The 15,032-nt window shown below is 62.0% G+C and carries 13 protein-coding genes; 7 read left to right on the top strand and 6 right to left on the bottom strand.

Features of this window, described 5'->3' with window-relative positions; translation table 11 throughout:
• Positions 1 to 2 precede the first annotated feature (2 nt).
• Together AC0L3E_RS31510 and AC0L3E_RS31505 are read right to left on the bottom strand one after the other, a co-directional pair.
• Positions 3 to 797, bottom strand: coding sequence for a glycosyltransferase family 2 protein (locus AC0L3E_RS31510; protein WP_127318541.1), 795 nt, complete (start codon positions 795 to 797; stop codon positions 3 to 5).
• A 250-nt stretch (positions 798 to 1,047) separates the two neighbouring features.
• On the bottom strand, positions 1,048 to 1,527 hold the full coding sequence (locus AC0L3E_RS31505) for an Lrp/AsnC family transcriptional regulator (RefSeq protein WP_013530077.1): 480 nt from the start codon (positions 1,525 to 1,527) through the stop codon (positions 1,048 to 1,050).
• Between the two features lie 248 nt (positions 1,528 to 1,775).
• On the opposite strand from AC0L3E_RS31505, the gene trxB reads away from it, so the two are divergent.
• Together trxB and AC0L3E_RS31495 are read left to right on the top strand one after the other, a co-directional pair.
• Complete coding sequence (trxB, locus tag AC0L3E_RS31500) at positions 1,776 to 2,750, top strand: thioredoxin-disulfide reductase (RefSeq protein WP_127267436.1); 975 nt, start codon at positions 1,776 to 1,778, stop codon at positions 2,748 to 2,750.
• A 79-nt stretch (positions 2,751 to 2,829) separates the two neighbouring features.
• Positions 2,830 to 3,726, top strand: coding sequence for a LysR family transcriptional regulator (locus AC0L3E_RS31495; RefSeq protein WP_023809733.1), 897 nt, complete (start codon positions 2,830 to 2,832; stop codon positions 3,724 to 3,726).
• 24 nt (positions 3,727 to 3,750) lie between these two features.
• Here AC0L3E_RS31495 and AC0L3E_RS31490 read toward each other — a convergent pair whose 3' ends face one another.
• Both AC0L3E_RS31490 and AC0L3E_RS31485 read right to left on the bottom strand, forming a co-directional pair.
• Positions 3,751 to 4,248, bottom strand: coding sequence for a methyltransferase family protein (locus AC0L3E_RS31490; protein ID WP_128307904.1), 498 nt, complete (start codon positions 4,246 to 4,248; stop codon positions 3,751 to 3,753).
• 720 nt (positions 4,249 to 4,968) lie between these two features.
• On the bottom strand, positions 4,969 to 7,020 hold the full coding sequence (locus AC0L3E_RS31485; RefSeq protein ID WP_127267438.1) for an elongation factor G: 2,052 nt from the start codon (positions 7,018 to 7,020) through the stop codon (positions 4,969 to 4,971).
• 309 nt (positions 7,021 to 7,329) lie between these two features.
• On the opposite strand from AC0L3E_RS31485, the gene AC0L3E_RS31480 reads away from it, so the two are divergent.
• Positions 7,330 to 7,734: a (R)-mandelonitrile lyase gene (locus AC0L3E_RS31480; RefSeq protein ID WP_127809577.1), complete on the top strand. Its 405-nt coding sequence runs from the start codon at positions 7,330 to 7,332 to the stop codon at positions 7,732 to 7,734.
• A 68-nt stretch (positions 7,735 to 7,802) separates the two neighbouring features.
• Here AC0L3E_RS31480 and AC0L3E_RS31475 read toward each other — a convergent pair whose 3' ends face one another.
• Entirely contained in the window at positions 7,803 to 8,846 is a 1,044-nt protein-coding gene (locus AC0L3E_RS31475) for a hypothetical protein (protein WP_128307905.1), read from the bottom strand.
• 220 nt (positions 8,847 to 9,066) lie between these two features.
• Here AC0L3E_RS31475 and AC0L3E_RS31470 point away from each other — a divergent pair, with 220 nt between their 5' ends.
• The gene (locus AC0L3E_RS31470) at positions 9,067 to 10,584 is read left to right on the top strand and encodes an MFS transporter (protein ID WP_127267441.1); all 1,518 of its coding nucleotides are present in this window, start codon (positions 9,067 to 9,069) and stop codon (positions 10,582 to 10,584) included.
• Positions 10,585 to 10,645: 61 nt separating this feature from the next.
• Here the strand turns inward: AC0L3E_RS31470 and AC0L3E_RS31465 are convergent, their stop codons facing one another.
• A complete protein-coding gene (locus tag AC0L3E_RS31465; protein ID WP_473606485.1) occupies positions 10,646 to 11,848 on the bottom strand; it encodes a pyridoxal phosphate-dependent aminotransferase in 1,203 nt (400 codons plus the stop codon).
• A gap of 207 nt (positions 11,849 to 12,055) precedes the next feature.
• Here AC0L3E_RS31465 and AC0L3E_RS31460 point away from each other — a divergent pair, with 207 nt between their 5' ends.
• From AC0L3E_RS31460 to AC0L3E_RS31450, 3 genes are all read left to right on the top strand, one after another.
• Positions 12,056 to 12,949, top strand: coding sequence for an EAL domain-containing protein (locus AC0L3E_RS31460; protein ID WP_127321442.1), 894 nt, complete (start codon positions 12,056 to 12,058; stop codon positions 12,947 to 12,949).
• Entirely contained in the window at positions 12,946 to 13,794 is an 849-nt protein-coding gene (locus tag AC0L3E_RS31455; RefSeq protein WP_127381719.1) for an EAL domain-containing protein, read from the top strand. The genes AC0L3E_RS31460 and AC0L3E_RS31455 overlap by 4 nt, the downstream gene beginning before the upstream one ends.
• A gap of 292 nt (positions 13,795 to 14,086) precedes the next feature.
• Entirely contained in the window at positions 14,087 to 14,695 is a 609-nt protein-coding gene (locus AC0L3E_RS31450; RefSeq protein WP_128307907.1) for a glutathione S-transferase family protein, read from the top strand.
• Positions 14,696 to 15,032: the final 337 nt, after the last annotated feature.

Here is a 15,032-nt window from a genome sequence, read left to right as displayed (position 1 = left end):
GCTTACATCCGATCTTTGTCTCGCCAGGCTTCATAAAGCTTGGCCTCTGTCGCGAACGAATACAGCATCACCAGCATCGAATAGACGAACCCGTGCCGGCCGCACAGGAAGTAGCGCTTGGCCAGGTAGAACTTCAGAAAGTTGCCGAGCGGCGACAGCACCAGTCTTATCAGGCCGGGCTTCTTGGCTCGTTCGACAAGCGTGGCAACCTTGAGGCTGGAGTAGGTGTTGGCCCTTGCCAGATCCTCGGCAATGGTCATTTCGCGGCGATGCAGCAGCACGCCATTTTCTATCGTGCCGGTTTCGCCTGGCACCTCGAACGACTCATGGACCCGCAGATTGAGGTCCATCGTGGCCTTGTCGCGGCGGAAAAGACGCAGCAGCCTGTTGTGAAGCACCCAGCGGTGCGCATAGCCATAGCCCTTCAGCTTGTCGCGGCGTCTGATGTACCATCCGTCGAAGGCGTCATTCCCAAGCTGGGTCACATTCATGATTGACTGCCTGAGCACGTCGTCGATGGCCTCGTCGGCTTCAATCGAAAGGCACCATGGTTGCGTGGCCTGATCGAGCGCGAATTGCCGCTGACGAGGAAAGCCCGGCCAATCGTTGTGAAAAAGCCTTATCGGGTAGCCTTTGGCGATGTACCCGTTGACGACGTCCAGAGTGCTGTCCGTCGAGCCCGAATCGACGACGATGATCTCGGCGCAGAAATCGACGCTTTCCAGGCACTCGCCGATCATGTCGGCCTCGTTCATGCAGATGACCAGCGCCGAAACCGGGCTAGAAAATCGAGTCATCGTCCCACCCCACGGCACACTGTTCTCGGAATTGGGCTGCCCTGCGCCCCTGTTTACGCAATCCCGAAAGCGCTATGCGCTTTACCCGGGAAAACCGTTACATACTTTTTCTGGAATTGCTCTAGGAAACCAACAAGACGGCTACGGCAGAAATTCCGGCTTCACAGGAGAGCTATCGAACGCCAAAGCGGCGCTGATATGGCGAGGCCTTCAAGCGACATCGGCGAAAGCTCGTTGCGGTTCAGCCGGCTCAAGGCTGTGCGAACGAGACCAGCCCTTCGTCCTTGACCCGGCGGATGGTGAGCGCTGTGCGCACCGTGTCGACATTCGGGGTCGAGGTCAGTTCCTCGATGACGAAGCTCTGGAAGGCGCCAAGATCGCTCGCCACGCAATGCAGCAGGAAATCGGATTCGCCCGACACCATCCAGGCGTCGCGTACGATCGGCCAGCCGCGGGTGCGCTCGGCAAAGATGCGCAGCTCGGCATCGGCCTGATGATGCAGGCCGACCAGGCAGAAGGCAACGACATCGAGGCCGAGCGCTGGTGCATTGAGCAAGGCACGGTAGCCACGGATGATGCCGGCTTCCTCCAGGCGCTTGACGCGGCGCAGGCATGGCGGCGCCGAAATGCCGACGCGGTTCGACAGTTCGACATTGGTCATACGGCCGTCGCCCTGCAATTCGCGCAGGATCTTCCAGTCGATAGCGTCGAGGTCGGCCTTGAGGGGCATGTGGGCTCTCGATCATGAGGGGCAATACGCAAGAATCTTGCGTGATTTTGTAATTAAACGACTTCGCTGTCCATTCCATCCTTCGCCCGGAATATTTCGCGGGATCAGCGGCCGACAGGTGCGACAAAGCTTTCCGGGGACGAACACCAACTTGCCTTGCTGGCGTCGTGGGCAACACTTACATTACGCGCGACAATGATCGAGTTTTCCATGCCGCAATTCCCGGCAGCCCTCCGCAGAGGCTTTAGATGACCACCAAGCACGCGCCCGTTCTCATCATCGGTTCCGGCCCGGCCGGCTATACGGCGGCGGTCTATGCCGCCCGCGCCATGCTGAAGCCGATGCTGGTCGCCGGCCTGCAGCAGGGCGGGCAGTTGATGATCACCACCGATGTCGAGAATTATCCCGGCTTCGCCGACCCGATCCAAGGTCCGTGGCTGATGGAGCAGATGCTGAAACAGGCCGAGCATGTCGGCACCGACATCATCAACGACATCATCACCGAGGTCGACCTCAACGTGCGACCGTTCCGCGCCAAGGGCGATTCCGGCACGACCTATACCGCCGACGCGCTGATCATCGCCACCGGCGCGCAAGCGAAATGGCTGGGCATCCCGACCGAGCAGGACTTCATGGGTTTTGGAGTCTCGGCCTGCGCCACCTGCGACGGTTTCTTCTACAGGGGCAAGGATGTCGCGGTGGTCGGTGGCGGCAATTCCGCGGTGGAAGAGGCGCTCTATCTGTCCAATCTCGCCAGGAGCGTGACGGTCATCCACAGGCGCAGCGATTTTCGCGCTGAACGTATTCTGCGCGAGCGGCTTCTGAAGAAGGACAATGTCCGCGTCATCTGGGACACGATCGTCGATGAGATCACCGGCCGGCCCGGCAAGACGCCGCTGCCGCCCTCGGTCGAGGGGCTGAAGCTCAAGCATGCGGTGACCGGCGAGGTGTCGCACCTCAAGATCGACGGCGTGTTCGTGGCCATCGGCCATGCGCCGGCGGTTGAACTGTTCGCCGGCAAGCTCAAGCAGAAGCCGAACGGCTATCTGTGGACAGCGCCGGATTCGACCCGCACCGATGTGCCGGGCGTGTTCGCGGCCGGCGATGTGACCGACGATATCTACCGCCAGGCGGTGACGGCAGCGGGGCTCGGCTGCATGGCCGCGCTCGAGGCGGAGAAGTATCTGGCCGGCATCGAAGTGCATCGCGAAGCGGCCGAGTAGAGAGTTCAGAGAGCGGCTTAGAAACGCCGTGTAAAAGCCTGATTTTTCATTCAGACGCCAAAACAGAACGAGGGGAATCATGGCGTTGGACTGGGACAAGCTACGCGTGTTTCACGCTGCGGCGGAGGCGGGGTCGTTTACCCATGCGGCCGAGACATTGCATCTGTCGCAATCGGCGATCTCGCGGCAGGTCAGCGCGCTCGAGCATGATGTCGGCGTGCCGCTGTTCAACCGCCACGCCCGCGGGCTGGTGCTGACCGAGCAAGGTGAGATGCTGTTTCGCACGGCGCATGACGTGCTGATGAAGCTGGAGACCATCAAGTCCCGGCTGACCGAGACCAAGGATCGCCCGTCGGGCGTGCTGCGGGTGACGACGACGGTGGGGCTGGGCGCCGGCTGGCTGACCGAGCGGGTGCAGGAATTCATCGAACTCTATCCCGAAATCAGCCTGCAGTTGATCCTCGCCAACGAGGAGCTGGATCTCACCATGCGCCAGGCCGATTGCGCCATCCGGCTGCGCCAGCCGCAGCAGCCGGACCTGATCCAGCGCCGCCTGTTCACCGTGCATTTCCACCTCTACGCGGCCCCATCCTATGTCGCCAAGCATGGCAAGCCGTCTTCCGTCGCCGAGCTGAAGGCCCATCGCATCGTCACCTTCGGCGTGCCGGTGCCGTCGCATCTGTCGGAGCTGAACTGGCTGGAAACGGTCGGTGATTTCGAAGGCGGACAAAGGGTGCCGACGCTGCAGATCAACGACATATTGTCGATCAAGCGGGCGGTGCAGGGCGGGGCCGGCATCGCCATGCTGCCCGACTATGTGATCAGCAAGGACTCCGATCTGGTGCAGCTGCTGCCTGAGACCGAGGTGCCGTCTTTCGACACCTATTTCGCCTATCCCGACGCGATGAAGAACCAGGCCAAGCTGCATGTGTTCCGGGACTTCATCATCGCCAAAGCCCGAAGCTGGTCCTTCTGATTTTCGTTTTCACGCCCTGCGGGATTATCCCCGCCAGGGCATCAGCCGAGGCAGCCAGCCGGGCACGTTGCGGCGGTAGGTCTCGTATTCGGCGCCATAACGGCGGCTAAGCGTCGGCTCTTCATAGAGCCTGACGAAGGCGCCCATGGAGACAGCGCTGACGGCGGCATAGGCGACCAGCGCCCAGCTCAAGAACAGCAGCGCCTGGCCGAGGATGATCGACAGCACGGCGACATACATCGGGTTGCGGACATGGCGGTAGATGCCGCCTATCACCAGCCTCTCGGTCGGGGCGACCGGTGCGGGTGTGCCCAGGCCCTCAAGCGCAAAACGGCCGAAGGCATGCAGGAGTGCCGCGCCCGCGGCAACGATCAGAAGCCCGCCAACAGGGGCAAAGCCCGGCAGGCTCGACCAGGGCAAGCCCCAGCGATCGGTCGACAGCCAGGGCACCAGTCCCGCAACCACGCAGGGCGCCACGATGAAGAAGGCCGCACTGCCGGCGATCGCCGAAAACCTCCGCATTGGCTGCTTGCTCCGCGATTGCCTTAGAAATGCACGCCTGCTGCCCGCTTCCACATCATTGCCCAGTTTTGGCATTTCGAGCCGAAAGCCAGCCGAGATTAGCGATTCTGTAGTTGCAATTGCCCGATTCAGCGCTCCATTTCGACGATTTTGCTGGTCCTATTGGCTTCTGGAATGGGTTAGACCACAGCCTGCGTCTTTTTGCATGTGTGTGTTGCAAAATAGATGCTTGTTTCTTGGGCATGATGAGCACATATATAGATCATCTCCTGGGCGCGTTCTCCTCCCATTAGCGCCCTCGAGTGTTCCCCTCTGGAGGTTAGCCTTAACAGGCACTCCAATCAAACTCAGCCGGATCTTCATTGATCCGGCTTTTTTGTTGCCTGTACCCTGCTGGGCCGGCCAAAAATTCCATCACAATTGCCACGTAACGGTGACATGTAACCTCTGGTAACATATCCCGGACGCCCGCGACCTGCTATGTAGATCATAGGACGCGGTGTGGTTCGGACGGGAGATGGGGGCATCACTCGTGCGGCCCGGGCTCAGGCGGCTACCGCGTCCGAACCGTTTTTCCGCCGAACTCGGCGGTACCAAATGCGGCGGATCTGACGTTTTACCTCCCAAGGAAACGGTCCGCGAACAAAACGACGTCCGGTCCCCGCCGGACGTCGTTTTCTTTTGTTCCCCCGAATCAGGTTCGAGAGGAACGCCACGCCATCAGGCAGCCTTGCCGTTGGTGTTCATGGCGTCGTCGGCCAGACGGCCGGTGAGTTCGGCCATGTGGTCGAAGACGGCACGATAGCTGGCAACGCCCGCGGTCGCCGAGCGCAACTCGATGATCAGGTCGCCGATCTCGGCTTGCGGCATGGTTGCCTCGACGACATCCCATCCCGGCCAGTCGGGTCGCGCGTCGTAGCCGAGGATCTGGCCGCGCCGCTGCGGGATGAGAGCGATGATCTTCGAGGTGGCGTCCGAGGGGGTGACGATCTCGACCTTCATCACGGGCTCCAGGAGCACCGGCAAGCACGCGGCCATGCCTTCCTTCATCGCCAGCCTGGCCGCCATCTGGAAGGCCATGTCGGAGGAATCGACCGCATGATAGGAGCCGTCCGACAGGTTGACTGCGACATCCACGACCGGAAAGCCCAGCGGCCCGGATTTCAGATAGTCGCGCACCCCGGTCTCGACCGACTGGATGTAGGTCTTGGGCACGACGCCGCCGGTGATGGTATCGGTGAACTGGAAGCCGGAACCGCGCGGCAGCGGCTTGATCTCGATCACCACGTCGCCGAACTGGCCATGGCCGCCGGACTGTTTCTTGTGACGGCCGCGCTGCTGCGCCGATTTGCGGATCGTCTCGCGATAGGGCACCGCCGGCGGATGACCTTCGACCGGTATCTGGTTCTTGCCTTCCAGCCGCTCGCGCACCACGCGCAGATGCATCTCGCCATGGCCCGACAGCACGGTTTCGGCCGAGTCCTGATTGTGGCGCAGGCTGAGCGAGGGGTCCTCCTCGGCCAGCCGCTGGATGGCAGCCGACATCTTCACTTCGTCCTTGCGCTCCTTGGGGCGGAGCGCGAAGGCGAAGACCGGCTGCGGCGGCTCGAACTGGACGAGCGGCTTGATGCCGCCCTTGGCCGAGCTCAGCGTCTGGCCGGTCTTGACCTCGTCCAGCTTGCCCAGTGCCACCGTGTCGCCGACCTTGGCGATGGAGAGCTTGGACTGGTCCTTGCCGAGCATCCGGTAGATGCCGGAAACCTTGGCCGTGTCGCCGCCGGGCAGCCAGAGTTCGGAACCGTCGACGACCTGACCGGAGAGGATGCGCGACACCGACAGCTTGCCGCCATGCGAGGTGTGGATGGTTTTCATCACCTGGACCAGGGTAGCCGCGCCGTCGGGTGCACCGAGCCGTTTGCGGGTCGCCTCGATGTCGGGCGCGTCGTGGCGGATCGCCTTCAGGAGGCGCAGCACGCCGTTGCCTTTCTCGGCGGTGCCGATCAGCACCGGGATCACCGCACCGTCACGCAGATCGGCGGCGAGGTCGTCGAAGATCGCATCCTTGGGCGGCTCGATCTCCTCGAGCAGTTGTTCCATCAACTGGTCATCATGGTCGGCCAGCGTCTCCAGCATCGAGAAACGCGCTTCGAGCTCGCGCGCTTTGTCGTCGCCGGGAATCTGCGCCACCTCGCTTTCGGCATATTCGCGATAGATGTAGGCGCGCTCCAGCGCCAGGTCGATCGAACCAATGACGACACCGTCCTTGCGCAGCGGAATCTGGCGCAGCAGCAACGGCACGGCACTGGCCGGCTGCAGCATCTTCAGCGTGTCGCGCACGCCGGTGATTGCCTTGTCGACCTTGTTGAGGAACAGAATGCGCGGCACTCCGAGATCGTCGAGCTTGCGCATGATCAGTTGCAGGGCAGGGATCTTCTTTTCATCGGCCTCGGCTACGACGACCGCGAGGTCGCAGGCGGCCAGCACCGGTTCGGCCTCGAAAGAGAATTCGATGGAACCGGGACAGTCGACGAAGGTGATCTGCTCGCCCATGAATTCGGTCGTGGCGACCGTCGCCTCGACGCTCATGGCGTGGGCGCGCGCCTCGGGCGAATGATCCGAAACGGTGTTGCCTGATGAAACGGGATTTTGTCGGGGAATTGAGCCCGTACGGGCCAATATGGCTTCGAGAAGTGTCGTCTTACCGCTTGCGAAGGGACCGACTATGGCAATGCATTTCGGTCCCGTGCGTCGTCCTCCGGCGCGAGTACCCATGACTGACCTCCACTCAGGCGTTTCCCGTAGGACCGACTGGCATGTATGGTTCAGGCTTGGTCAATCGGTCCTGAGCGGCGGCCGGCCTGTTCGACCGTCGCGGGCGGGTTCTTTTCAAGTGCCACCTGCCCAAAGCCATCGTCCCACTTGTTTGCCGGCAGGGCAAGAAAAATAGAAACCCTTTGCTCGGCAGTGGACCGTGCGGATCATATGCTGGGCTGGCAGCGGGAAGCTGTTGCACGTCGCCCCATATCGGCCGAAACTGAAAACAGGCGACCCATCGCCCGCTGTTTGAAGGACCATCGACCCATGAAGATCATTGCCTGCGGCAGCGTGCCGACCGTCATCGCGCCGGAAAAATACTTCACCGGCCGGGTGCTGCAGACGCCGATCATCGAGAAAGAGGCGCCGGCGCGGCTGCGAGCCACGCTGGTCAGCTTCGAGCCGGGCGCGCGCACCCACTGGCATACGCATCCGCTTGGCCAGACGCTGTACGTGACGGTGGGCGCCGGGTTTGCCCAGACGTGGGGCGGCCCGATCCAGGAGATCAGGGCCGGCGACGTCATCTCGTTCGCGCCTGGCGAAAAACACTGGCATGGCGCGGCGCCCAAATCGGCGATGACGCATATCGCGATGCAGGAGGCGCTCGACGATGTCCATGTCGATTGGCTGGAGGGGGTCACCGACGAGCAGTTTGGCGGTCGAGACACCTAAGCCGGCGGAGGGCAGGCTTCTTGCCGCAGCGATGACGATCGTCGCGCAAGCTGCAAAACCGCTGGCATTTAAACCACTCGGACGCCCAGAAAATTCAGCCTCCGCCGGGCGCCTTCCCACGCCCTGATGCTGACATCGTTGAGATAGCAGTCCATCAAGACCCTGCAGCCGACCAAGATCTCGACCGGTTGTCCAGCAAAAACCATTGCGCCCGGCCGCCCAAAAAAATTGTGTATTGTTCCGTCGGCAAAGCCATTTTCTCCGAAATTGGCGAAATCCCCTACGTCCCCTTCAAACCAACGCTGAAAATCGACAAGGGTGCTGTTGCTTCGGTAATCTCGTCCCACGGCTTGATCGCCTGAAAAGGTGCCAAAAACGACATCGGTCGCCTGAAGGACTCTGGTGTGGCTGTAGCCGATTTCGTCACGCATCCACCTGTACCTTGTGTCGTAGGTGGAGACGAATTCCGCAAACAAGTCGAGCCGGCCGGTCTTCTTGGGAGTGTAGGTAAACCAGATGCCGCTTTCGAGCATGGCGTGCAGGTAATCTCTATCGCCGGCGCTGTTGTTTTCGAAAAATACCAAGCCGCCCAAATCCGGCGCCCCATCCCACTCGTAAGATTCGTCTCGCAGAACGCGTCCGTCCCCGGTCCGGTTGAACCAGCTGTATTTGTAGTTACCGAAGGTGCCAGGCCAAAAATGGAAATACTCATAGGGATCGCCTTGCAGTTGCCGCGTTTCCATCGGCATCGCCCCATCTTTGCGGCGCGGCAAGACAACCATTTCGGAGCGATCGAAACTGTTGCCTAGAATTCGCTTTCGATCGTTGCGATCGGCAAAGCGTTTCAGTTTTGCCCTGGTCCATTTTTCAGTTTCCTCGGTCCAGTAACAGCCCGACTGTGCTTTCAGGTAATCAATTTTTGCCTCGCCAAGAGCGGAGATCTGGCCCTCGTCGTTAGGGTCCGACTGCTTGAAATAGTTCATTGATGTGGCTGTCTGCTCGGCAAATGAAACACTGAGCGCCTGCTTGAACCGCTCGGTATTTTCAGTGCCCGGCCCGGACACTATGAATTCGCCGTCGTGATTGTTTGATGGATTGCCGCCTTTGGCCATGATGCATCTCCCTTCTGAGGCTTCATGGTTGATCGAATGCGGCCGGCTTCCTAGTCGTCATATGACGATGGTCCGCGGGTTCGCTGCGCACGTTTCCCGGATTGCAAGCTGATTTCGCGCGTCTGGCTCGCACGCCATGCCGGCCGGCAACGTCCCTCGGAGCCACTTCGGCTTTGACTGTAGCACCTGCATGGCCTCTAACTCACGTCTGGATATAGCCATGTCAAAGCACCGTCTGCCCCTGGTCGCCGCTATCTATCTTGGTTCGTTCGTGGCTCTGCTCGACGTCAGCATCGTCAATGTCGCGCTGCCGACCATCCAGCAGGCGTTGCAAACCGATTTCGGCGGCCTGCAATGGGTGGTCGACTCCTACACGCTGTGCCTGTCCGCCTTCATGCTGTCGTCCGGCCTGATCGGCGATCGCTATGGCCGCAAGCGCTCGTGGCTGGCCGGCGTCGGCATCTTCGTGGCCGGTTCGCTGATCTGCGCCGTCGCGCCCAATCTGCCGGTGCTGCTGGCCGGCCGGGTGGTGCAGGGCATCGCCGGCTCGCTGCTCATTCCAGGCGCGCTGTCGATCCTGACGCAGGCCTTTCCCGATGCGCGCCAGCGCGCCGGCGTCATTGGCGGCTGGGCGTCGTTCGCCGCCATCTCTCTGCTCGTTGGTCCCGTCCTCGGTGGCATCCTGGTCGAGACCGTCGGCTGGCAAAGCATCTTCCTGATCAACCTGCCGCTGGGCTTGATCACGATCGCGCTCGGTGCTGTTTCGATCAACGAGACGGCGCATCCCGAACATGCCCATCTCGACCTCGTCGGCCTGGCTCTCAGCATCCTGTGGCTGGGGGCGCTGACCTTCGGCCTGATCTCGGCCGGCGAGAATGGCTGGGGCGAGCCAAGGACGGTCGCGGCGCTGGTCGCCGGCGTCGTCGGCCTGGCTGCTTTCCTCGGCTTCGAGGCGCGCACGGCACGGCCGATGCTGCCGCTTGGCCTGTTCCGCGATGTCCGCTTCGCCGTCGCCAATGTCGCTTCGTTCGCGCTCGGCTTCACCTCCTATTCCAGCGTCTTCTTCTTCTCGATGTTCCTGCAGCAGGTGCAGGGCTGGTCGCCGACGCAGACCGGCCTGCGCATGGCGCCGGCCTTCATCGTCCAGATCGTGGTGTCGCCATGGATCGGCAGGCTGAGCGCGCGCTATGGTCACTCCGCGCTGATGACCATCGGCTATGTTGCTATCGGCCTGTCCATGCTCGGCATGTGCTGGGCCGGCCCTTCGACGCCCTATGCGATGCTGTGCCTTCTGTTCGCCATTGGCGGCCTCGGCAATGCGCTTGCAATCCCGACCGGCAGCGCTGCCGCCATGTCCTATGCGCCGCGCGAACGCTCGGGCATGGTGTCGGCGGTCATCAATGCCACCCGCCAGAGCGGCCTTGCCATCGGCATCGCCTTGCTCGGCGCCTTGATGAGCATGCGGGCAACCAACCTTTTGACCGGGTATCTCGGCGATGCCGGTGTCGCCAACGCGGAAGCGGTGGCTCGTGCTGCGATTTCACGGCATGATTTCGCAACCGATGCGGCGATGGGCGAAAGCGGCGTGCATGAACTCTATGCTGCCGCCTATGCCGGCGGCTTCCACGCCGCGATGCTGACGGCAGCGATCGGCGCGTTCCTCACCGCCGCATTGCTGGTTGCCGTGCTGGCGCCGGCCGAGGCGCGCTCGGCCAAAGAGACCAAGCACGAGGCGTGAGGCTGACGGCCCATTAAAAACCCGGCGGTGAAGCCGGGTTTTTGCGTTCATAGCGCGCCAGTCAGGTCAGCGAAGCCGTAAAACGCTGGATGCGTGTGCAGGCTTCTTCCAGAAGCGTCTCCGAGGTCGCGTAGGAGATGCGGAAGTTGGGCCCGAGGCCGAAGGCCGAGCCGAACACCACCGCGACGCCCTCGGCTTCGAGCAGTTCCGAGCAGAAGGTCTCGTCGGTGTCGATCAGCCTGCCGGCCTTGGTCTTCTTGCCGATCAGCTGGGCGCAGGAAGGATAGACATAGAAGGCGCCTTCCGGCGACGGACAGGTGATGCCGCGTGCCTGGTTGAGCATCGACACGACAAGGTCGCGCCTGCCTTGAAAGATCGCCTTGTTTTTGGCGATGAAATCCTGCGGGCCATTCAGCGCCTCGACGGATGCCCATTGCGCAATGGTGCAGGCGCCCGATGTCTGCTGACCCTGGATCATGTCCATCGCCTTGATCAGTTGAACCGGACCCGCCGCATAACCGATGCGCCAGCCGGTCATTGCATAGGCTTTCGACACGCCGTTCATGGTCAGCGTGCGCTCGTAGAGCTTAGGCTCGACCTCGGCGATGGTCTTGAAGACGAAATCGCCATAGGTCAGGTGCTCGTACATGTCGTCGGTCAGCGTCCAGACATGCGGATGCCTCAGCAGCACGTCGGCCAGCGCGCGCAGTTCGGCCTCGGTATAGGCAGCGCCTGACGGGTTCGACGGCGAGTTCATCAGCAGCCATTTGGTCTTCGGCGTGATCGCCTTTTCCAGCACGGAAGCGGTCAGCTTGAAGCCATTGTCGATCGAGGTGTCGGCAAACACGGAGGTGCCGCCGCAGATGGCCACCATCTCGGGGTAGCTGACCCAGTAGGGGCGAGGAATGATGATCTCGTCGCCGGGGTTCAGCGTTGCCATGAAGGCGTTGAACAGGATCTGCTTGCCGCCCGTGCCGACTATAGTCTGCTCGGGCTTGTAGTCGAGATTGTTCTCGCGCTTGAACTTTTTTGCGATCGCCTCGCGCAGCGGCACGATGCCCGAAACCGCCGGATACTTGGTTTCGCCACGGCGGATCGCCTCGATTGCCGCATTCTTGATGTTGTCTGGCGTGTCGAAATCCGGTTCGCCGGCGCCGAGCCCGATAATGTCACGGCCGGCATTTTTCAGCTCGCGCGCTTTCTGCGTGACCGCGATGGTGGCGGAAGGCTTCACGCGGGAAAGGGTGTCGGCAAGAAAGGCCATGAGCTTGACGTCTCCATGGAAGATCGGCGCGGCCAGGAGCGACCGCGGCGCTTCTCATGTCGCATGATTTCGCGCAACGCAAGCATTGTCGGCTGATCCAGGTCTCAAGGAGCTGTGATCGGGGCTCGGGTCGGCAACAATAAATTCATTAACGAGCGGTAGAGGCTTGAGTGGCAGGATGGCAGACCAATTGCGGAGCGAGGAACCGTGTCGCGCAGCGTCGGGCTTGCCCACATCATCCGTCAGGACGACGGCACCTCCACCGGTGTCTGGGGTATCTACACGCTGCAAAGCGCCTTCCAGCCGATCTTCGCTTTCAAGGAAGGCAAGCTGTCGGTGGTCGCGTTCGAAGGGCTGATCCGACCGTTCCGCGACGGCGAGCCGCAATCGCCGATGAATTTCTTCTCGACCTGCCCGGCCGCCGACCGGCTGCATATCGAGGCGCTGACCAGGACGCTGCATCTTCTCAACGCCGGTGCCTGCCTGCCGCGGGAAGCATCGATCTTCGTCAATTTCGACCCGTCAGTGTTCACCGAACGCGCCGTTGCCGACGCTGCCTTGCGCGAAATGCGGCTCGTGCTGCACGAGGCCGGCATCGACCCGCGTCGCGTCGTCTGCGAGGTGACCGAGCAGCGGTCGGCGTCGCAGGAAGCCTTGCACGGCTTCGTCGCGGCACTGAGGGCCAACGGTTTTCGCATCGCCGTCGACGATTATGGCGCCGACGATTCCGACATCAATCGGGTCAAGGAATTGAAGCCGGATATCGTCAAGTTCGATGCCTACTGGATCACGCAGCTGATGGAGTCCGGCGCCGGCTTCGCGTTGCTGACCACCATGGTGAAGAACTTCGAGGAGCAAGGCATCCATACGGTGTTCGAAGGCATCGAGGAGGGCTGGCAACTGGAGCTCGCCGAGAAATCGGGTGCGTCGATGGTGCAGGGTTTCGTGCTGGCGCGGCCCGAATTGGCGCCGACCAGCTTTGGCGTCTTCGACAAGGCCAGGCAGGCGCCTGCCGCTGCTGCCGTCGACACGGCTGCTCCTGCCGCGGCAATGCCTTCGGCGCGGCCGGTCAAGGCCTTCGGGCGCCGGGTGGCGACATGAGAGACGATCGGCGGCGCAATGTCGGCGATGCGATCCAAGTCGACGAAGTCGGCATCGAATACGGCATCTATGGCGAGTTCCGGCTGCGTAGCGCCTATCAGCCGATTTTCGCGCCGCGCGGCCGGTCGCTTCACGCGGTGGCGGCCGAAGCCCTGATCGAGCCGCACCGTGCCGGCCGCCCCGGCGCGCCGAAGGTGTTCTTTGAAAGCGTTGCGGTCTCGGACCGGCTGTTTGTGGAAACCATGTGCCGGGCGCTGCATCTCAGGAATTTCCGCAACATCGGCGTCGACGGGCTCGACCTGTTCTTCAACTACAACCCGTTGATCAACGACCATGCCGGGCGGGCACTGGCCGAGATTCGCCTGATGACCAGGCATCTCGGCGAGTTCGGCCTGGCGCCGGCCATGCTGGTCTGCGAAATCACCGAACAGGCGGCGGACGACGCGCTTCTCGTGCGGCTGGTGCGCGAGATGCGGCGCGACGGCATCCGTATCGCCATCGACGATTTCGGCACCGGGCACTCGACCGAGGAGCGGGTGAGCCTGCTCAAGCCCGACATCGTCAAGATCGACGGCACCTGGTTCGCGGAGTTCTGCCGCCACGCTGCCGCCGAACGGTTCTTCCGCCCGCTGGTTTCCAGCCTGCATGACCGCGGCGCCAAGGTGCTGGTCGAAGGCATCGAGCAGCCCACCCATCTGCGCGTCGCGCTCGAAGGCGGCGTCGACCTGCTGCAGGGTTTTCTCCTTGCCCGTCCGGCCTTGGCCGGCACGGTATTCGAGGAGAAACCGCTGGTCATCGATGCACTGCTGGGCCGGGACAGCAAGGTCGTGCCCCTCTTTGGCTAGGGCATGTCGATATTCAGGTGATGCCGGCCTGCAAACGGCGGCTTCCTGCGCTTCCCTAGTTCTACTGCCACGCAGTAGAACTGAGCTCACGTACTTAAGTACGCTCCGCTCCGGTTCTCGGAACCCACCGTTTTCGGCTCGGCCTGACCTGAATCTCAACATGCCCTTCAACGGCCTCAGATTTTCGGCGATTCACACATCAGCGGCGCTGATCGTCGTACCAAAACAAATCATTGGTTGAGACCGCCGCCGCTGCGATAATCGCGCGGAGACAGTGCTCCGGGGAACAGCCATGATACTTTACGGCATGATCGACAGCGGCAATTGTTACAAGCCGCGCCTGCTGATGGCCAAGCTTGGCCTTGGCTTTACCAATGTCGAAGTGAGTTCGCACACCGGCGATACGCGCAAAGCCGACTTTGTCGCCAAGAATCCGAATGCTATGGTGCCGCTGCTCGAGTTCGACGATGGCCGGCGGCTGGCCGAATCCAACGCCATCCTGCTCTATCTCGCCGAAGGCACACGCTTCCTGCCGGCGGACAGGTATGAGCGTGGGCTTGCCTATCAATGGCTGTTCTTCGAGCAATACAGCCACGAGCCTTACATTGCCGTGCGCAAGGCGCTGCTGACCTTCCCCGAACGTGCTGGGGATGCGACCCCGGAGCGGCTGGCGGTGACGCTGGAGCGCGGCAACAAGGCGCTCGGCGTGATGAACAGGCATCTGGAAAACAATGCCTTCTTCGCCGGCAGCGCGCTCAGCGTCGCCGACATCGCGCTCTATGCCTATACGCATACGGCGGAGCAGGGCGGCTTCCAGCTCGACGCCTATCCGGCGGTGGCGGCCTGGCTGAAAAGGGTGGAGGCAGATCCCGGGCATGTGCCGATCGGGTGGATGGGATAAGCTACGTTGACGATTGGCGAAAGCGTCAACACAGCGTCCTTCGCCCCGTTTACGGGGAGAAAATGGCGGCAGCCAGTTGAGGGGCGGCGCCAACCTTTCTGGGTAAGTTTAAAATGGGTAGTTCTGAAGCCTCAGCGCTGCCCCTCATCGCCCTGCCGGGCACTTCTCCCCGTAAACGGGGAGAAGGACGCCGTCGCTTCCGCTTCGAGGTTGCAAAGCGAAATGCCTGAACCCCAGACAGCAAAAAGGCGGGATAAATCCCGCCTTCCATGCTTGGTAGCCTGATCGGGAACGTCCGGTCCGGGCTGGCAGCTATCTGCTGATCCAGCTTGTCGGG

It is taken from the genome of Mesorhizobium sp. WSM4822 (genome assembly GCF_055811155.1).
The sequence above is the reverse complement of the archived record's forward strand: the minus strand, read 5'-3'. Positions and strand labels throughout refer to the sequence as shown.

What these genes read in the sequence shown, in the direction of transcription:
- AC0L3E_RS31495 (WP_023809733.1), top strand. Translation starts at nt 2,830, where the DNA reads ATGGCGTTGGACTGGGACAAGCTACGCGTGTTTCACGCTGCGGCGGAG.
- AC0L3E_RS31480 (WP_127809577.1), top strand. Translation starts at nt 7,330, where the DNA reads ATGAAGATCATTGCCTGCGGCAGCGTGCCGACCGTCATCGCGCCGGAA.
- AC0L3E_RS31450 (WP_128307907.1), top strand. Translation starts at nt 14,087, where the DNA reads ATGATACTTTACGGCATGATCGACAGCGGCAATTGTTACAAGCCGCGC.
- AC0L3E_RS31490 (WP_128307904.1), bottom strand. Translation starts at nt 4,248, where the DNA reads ATGCGGAGGTTTTCGGCGATCGCCGGCAGTGCGGCCTTCTTCATCGTG.
- AC0L3E_RS31505 (WP_013530077.1), bottom strand. Translation starts at nt 1,527, where the DNA reads ATGCCCCTCAAGGCCGACCTCGACGCTATCGACTGGAAGATCCTGCGC.
- AC0L3E_RS31475 (WP_128307905.1), bottom strand. Translation starts at nt 8,846, where the DNA reads ATGGCCAAAGGCGGCAATCCATCAAACAATCACGACGGCGAATTCATA.
- AC0L3E_RS31465 (WP_473606485.1), bottom strand. Translation starts at nt 11,848, where the DNA reads ATGGCCTTTCTTGCCGACACCCTTTCCCGCGTGAAGCCTTCCGCCACC.
- AC0L3E_RS31485 (WP_127267438.1), bottom strand. Translation starts at nt 7,020, where the DNA reads ATGGGTACTCGCGCCGGAGGACGACGCACGGGACCGAAATGCATTGCC.
- AC0L3E_RS31470 (WP_127267441.1), top strand. Translation starts at nt 9,067, where the DNA reads ATGTCAAAGCACCGTCTGCCCCTGGTCGCCGCTATCTATCTTGGTTCG.
- trxB (WP_127267436.1), top strand. Translation starts at nt 1,776, where the DNA reads ATGACCACCAAGCACGCGCCCGTTCTCATCATCGGTTCCGGCCCGGCC.
- AC0L3E_RS31455 (WP_127381719.1), top strand. Translation starts at nt 12,946, where the DNA reads ATGAGAGACGATCGGCGGCGCAATGTCGGCGATGCGATCCAAGTCGAC.
- AC0L3E_RS31510 (WP_127318541.1), bottom strand. Translation starts at nt 797, where the DNA reads ATGACTCGATTTTCTAGCCCGGTTTCGGCGCTGGTCATCTGCATGAAC.